This window comes from Schlesneria sp., from assembly GCF_036405755.1.
Taxonomy (GTDB): Bacteria; Planctomycetota; Planctomycetia; order Planctomycetales; family Planctomycetaceae; genus Schlesneria; species Schlesneria sphaerica.
The window spans coordinates 1-4,730 of sequence record NZ_DASWWZ010000700.1; the positions used below are offsets into that span (position 1 = coordinate 1).

The 4,730-nt window shown below is 53.0% G+C and carries 6 protein-coding genes; 2 read left to right on the forward strand and 4 right to left on the reverse strand.

Annotation, left to right across the window (positions count from 1 at the left end; translation table 11 throughout):
* The 3 genes from VGE80_RS23155 to VGE80_RS23165 form a co-directional block, all read right to left on the reverse strand.
* A partial coding sequence (locus VGE80_RS23155) for a hypothetical protein (RefSeq protein WP_440594300.1) occupies positions 1-216 on the reverse strand: 216 nt, incomplete at its 3' end.
* Positions 213-338, reverse strand: a complete 126-nt coding sequence (locus tag VGE80_RS23160; RefSeq protein ID WP_373653109.1) for a hypothetical protein — start codon at positions 336-338, stop codon at positions 213-215. The genes VGE80_RS23155 and VGE80_RS23160, both read right to left, overlap by 4 nt.
* A 600-nt stretch (positions 339-938) precedes the next feature.
* Positions 939-1,268 carry a hypothetical protein gene (locus tag VGE80_RS23165; protein ID WP_440594301.1) on the reverse strand — a complete coding sequence of 110 codons (330 nt, stop codon included), beginning with the start codon at positions 1,266-1,268 and terminating at the stop codon, positions 939-941.
* Positions 1,269-2,776: 1,508 nt separating this feature from the next.
* Between VGE80_RS23165 and VGE80_RS23170 the strand changes: the two genes are divergently transcribed.
* Positions 2,777-3,235, forward strand: coding sequence for a hypothetical protein (locus VGE80_RS23170; protein ID WP_440594302.1), 459 nt, complete (start codon positions 2,777-2,779; stop codon positions 3,233-3,235).
* Positions 3,236-3,436: 201 nt separating this feature from the next.
* Here the strand turns inward: VGE80_RS23170 and VGE80_RS23175 are convergent, their stop codons facing one another.
* A complete protein-coding gene (locus tag VGE80_RS23175) occupies positions 3,437-4,345 on the reverse strand; it encodes a DUF4365 domain-containing protein (protein ID WP_440594303.1) in 909 nt (302 codons plus the stop codon).
* Between the two features lie 89 nt (positions 4,346-4,434).
* Between VGE80_RS23175 and VGE80_RS23180 the strand changes: the two genes are divergently transcribed.
* The coding region (locus VGE80_RS23180; RefSeq protein ID WP_440594304.1) for a transposase at positions 4,435-4,730 on the forward strand (296 nt) is incomplete at its 3' end.

A 4,730-nucleotide genomic window follows, 5' to 3' on the forward strand; every position in this document is an offset into this window, starting at 1 on the left:
AAAACAGACGGTCAGCAACACAGGGCGAATCTTGGCTTCAAAATGATCTTCTGCCTGATCGGCCAGAACGGAAACCTGTCGCCCGAAGTAGATCGCAAATACGGTCACGAACATGGCGACGTGGGAGCTGCCCGGCCGTACCCGCCCGTTCACCCCAGGACCACCGTCAACTCCACCAGTTCGTCTTCGACGGCTGACAACAAAACTCAACTTCATCTGTTCGTCTCGCTCAGTTCGCCCCGGACGGAAAGCATCAATGTCGGCAGCGACGTTAACTGCAGTTCGTCCCCTGCCCCTTCCCGGAACGAGTCCCATTCCAGGCACACATCAACACTCATGAGTATAACTCAAAGCCCTCCGGCTGGTAACCGCATGCGCTGCCCGAAAGACAACTCTTCTCCTCTTCTCCGATGAGCAGCATTTGCGGGGGGGATGGGGTAGCAGAGTTTATGATGGTAAGCGCACGGTGAAGTGCATCTTGAGCCGTGCTTTAGTCTGAGTGGGTTTTGTGACCCATTCAGAGTGGAGATGTCGCAGGTTGGTTCACTGGAAGCAACACGGGGAAAGCTGCCGCCAGAGAGCAGTTCTTCCCCAAAGTAGACCTGTCGCTCTGCGACAGGAAACCCGAACCAGATCCCGCCAGGATTCCTACCCAATCCCAGCTCAATTGACCATCACCCCACAAAACCAATCCGAAATTCCTCCTCGAAATGTTTCACCGTCTTGAGGGAAACTCGCAGCCCGATAGGATTTTGGCAGTCCATCATCGATTGGTCGTTGCTGTGAGACGAAGTCAGGCTGTTCGAACGCCAAGTTCAAGACTGGATCAATCTCACCAATTCGGCCGAAGGAGGACCTCGGGGGCGATCGGATTCGACTGGATTGGCGACGTCCGGGTGGCGTGCGGTGGTTGATCAGTTGGCCACGTAAAAAGCTGATCAAACAACAACTGCTAGTACGGCATCCTGCCGCTGTAGCTCATCCGTACAACATCCATCGCACAGATCCCCTAATCCCTTGCTGACCCCGCAAAGTGAGATGTCCCCTTTGCATTTCCCGCTGGCCAGTTGGGCCAGCCGGCCCAGAATGCATAACCAGCAGTCACTCAAGCACATGGGACTGGCCACCGCCTGGCCAAATCTTGGCCAGCTGGCCAGCCCGTGAGCTACTCGCCGCTCCCAGTTCACCAAAACTCGTCCAATATTCGGCATCGTCAAAGCCCGTGTCAGCGGCATCCTGCCGCTGTAGCCCATCTGTACAAGATCCATCGCACCGATCTGTAGGGAGTCAAGCTCCGATCGCCTGCTCTCACGACCACTTCCCGACCCCGTCCCCAGGCGATTGTCCCCTCCGCTCTCCAACCTCACCCGCATAACGCGCGTCACCGCCGCAGCGACATCCCCTTCCCCCGGTGAACTTTCGATACCGGAGGAGCCAGTCAATAAGAGCCAGTCAATTCATGCTGTCACCCGTACGTAGAACATATCTCCCCGCAGGCAGATCATCCGACGATCCTCATGTCCGCCAACGCTCAAGTCCACCAATGTAGCCAGCAACAAAACCTGCTTACCCCCGGCCCGCTCACTCTGATGCACACGAACCGCTCTGTGAAACGTTCCGATCGAACGACCATCGCCGAACTCCGAAGGCTGAGACCTGAATTAACTCGCTCCTGAAGTCTCGCACGCCCTCGGAAAACCTCCCGCGAGGAGAGTGTCATCAGTGAGGACCAGCACTGCGAGCCCAAACATCCAAACCCTTGGAATATTCCGTTCGAGTGACCGTGATGATGCGCCCCCAAAGACGGTGTCCGAGAAAGTTGACCATGATACTGCAGGGCTGTGAGAGAGCGGGTTAAGAGCAACGAGGAGACCAAGAGAGTGAACAGCAGAAAGGTTTTCGATTTCGATTTTTCGCCCGCGAGGAACCCACGATTGCCTCGTCAAAGCGAGCTCTCACCGGGGGCATCGTCGTGCTGCAGCATCCTCCGCACACACGCAGGGTGCGCGACAAATGCATACAACACAAACACGCTCACCATCAGTATCACTGTTGGGATACGTCGACCGCTAACGTCAACCAACCCAATAATACACCATACGAACCAATGCCATATTGGTTCTGAATCCGACAAATCGCGTGACAACAAATCCTTCATGGCAGAATCTTCTTTTACTCTTTTCACCACATTAAAAAACATCTCATTTAACAATATTTCCTCTTAGTTTCTGGCGACAAACTTAAGCATAAAGAACAGCAATCGACAACGTCACTGTGAGCGTAAAGGGGACTCCAGGCAATTACTGACCATGGCTTCCCATATCGTCCTGCTGGAGCAGTGAGATTTCTTTGCCCAGTTTACGAAGCCGCCGACAACCCCTTCAATTGTATTCGGCATTCCAGGACGCCAGTCTGCCGCATATCCAATTCAGCATTGGGGCCACCAAAACCCTGCGGCGCTCGCGCAACGGAATATGCTGTGCCCCGTGCCCCGATAAACTCCGGCGTGTAATTCCGACGTTCTCTCGACATATTCTGGACTCCTCAAGCAAAAGCATACTCGCTTTTCCTCGCGCCCACATTTCATGGGCAAGCCCAGTTCTTGAATCAATATCCATTCAAAGTCTATGAAACTGCTGGACAATCGATCTTGAGGGCCATGGGTCTATCTTTCATTACATGAATAGACTAAAGATTTGAAATTAGAGAGAAGTTTTGCGTTTCAGGCAAATCGAAGATTTCATTTCAAGGCGATGAGTTTGGGGAGCGTGAACAGATGCGAATTCTTAAAGTGGGAGCGAAGATTTTTTCGATTGCGTTTGCATGCTCATTCGTTCTCTACATGGCCCGAATATATTATTTGGCAGAGGTATACGGCGAGGACGATTTCTACGCCCAGTGGGGCGCCACAGAAATGGTCACCTCGTATATGAACGAGCACGACGGTGCATGGCCTCGTTCGTGGGATGATCTCCGTGAATTATACGACGCTGGAGGGGGGCGTGTGGGTGGATGGACATTCGAGCAGTATCAGGATCGAGTGTTTATAGACTTCGCGGCGAATGTAAAGGATCTGCAGGAATTGTCATTGCGTCCAGGACCGGTAAAGTTCAACGTTATCTATGCAAGAGTGACGGGTACGGGTCGCGAAAATTTTCCCAACGAGAATATTCGTAAGTACTTTCAGCGGAAGTACGCACGCGCGGAGCAGCCGAGTGTCGAAGTCACGGACTGAGTCTTGTATGATGTAACGGTCGAGAGGACGCTGCAGAGCCAGGCTTGTGCAACGGATTATGCTGTGTCCCCGCGCTGGATGGCCCCTGCTGTGTCCCCGTGTGCTTCTCCCGTGAGGGATCGCCGATGGCGACGGGGTATTTGGAAGAGGCTGACGCATGAGTTGGAGGACTCACCTTTTCGTGTGAGACTTCCCAGCCCACTACAGCCGAGTGAGAGACTGTCCCAAATACGTGGGAAGAAACCACTCACGTGCGATTTCCTCAAATGTTCGTCCAAGTGCATTTAAACCTTGCCATAACATCTCCGTTTCAGCCTGCAATCCGATCATTGTTTGCTCTCTGCCGTCCAAGAGCGCTTCCAATCGGTTCAGTCGGGCCTTGTAATGGGCTACCAAGGGCCAGTATTCACTGGCGTCCCAGATCGACAACGATTGAACGATGCCGAGAAAGTGGCGAACCGTATTGGCGTATGCGGATTCTGGTGACTCGTCATCCACGGTCTCGACTCCTGCGTAGGACAGTTCGTGATACTGGAAAGCGAATTTCGCAATTGCCGTGTAGAACTTCGCTCGCTTCGAGAACAGCTTCAATGGCACGAGCGATTCTGGCTGATCCGTAAGCTCATTCCATGCCGGAATAAACACCAGCTTCGAATCCTTCTCGGCAAATACGGGGTCTTCCGGCACGATGATCTTGTCAATAAGATCATTCAAGCAGATGAAGAACACACGTTTTACGTCGAGTGCCACAAGAATCAACAGGACGGTCGCCGCTGCTCCCATTGTCTGAACTGTCACGAGGTCATTGGTGTCGATCTGAAAGGGGATGACCGTGATCTCTTTGAACTTTTCAGCGGAATGCAGCGAGGCAAAGCTAAGAGGACGTTTTTCGACGTTGTAGCGTGGATGCACCTTGATACTTCTCGTCGCAAGCTTTTTCACGCTCTTCAACTGAACGAACAGATGTTCGCCAAGTGTCTCAGCAGTATCGACATCGACACTCTCAAATGGCTCGATTGAGAAATCGATTCCGTAATCAGGGCGGTACTCGTGCATGACCCATTCGGCAGGCAACAACGAGCGGACGATCTTAAAGGACTCTTCCTCCATTAACAGCCTGTTGAAAAACTCCCAAAAGTCAACATCCCTGATATACTCAACGGGCCTTGTTGAGAAGATGGTATCTGGAGGATTTGGCGGTGTCGCTGGGGAAGCGTGAATCAGAGAGTCAACGGGAATTCTGGCTGGAGACGGATCGTCTGGCGACCGGTCCAGGACATGTGTTTTACGACAAACTCAATCGCTTGCTGCGTGAACACGGGTTCGACCAGTTCGTCGAGCAGTTGTGCCAGCCGCACTACAAGAGTGGTGGCCGCCCTTCGATTCCTCCCGGTGTCTACTTTCGAATGCTGATGATTGGCTATCTGGAAGGGATCGACTCTCAGCGGGGAATCGCCTGGCGGTGCGAAGACTCATTGGCGCTGCGGCGTTTTCT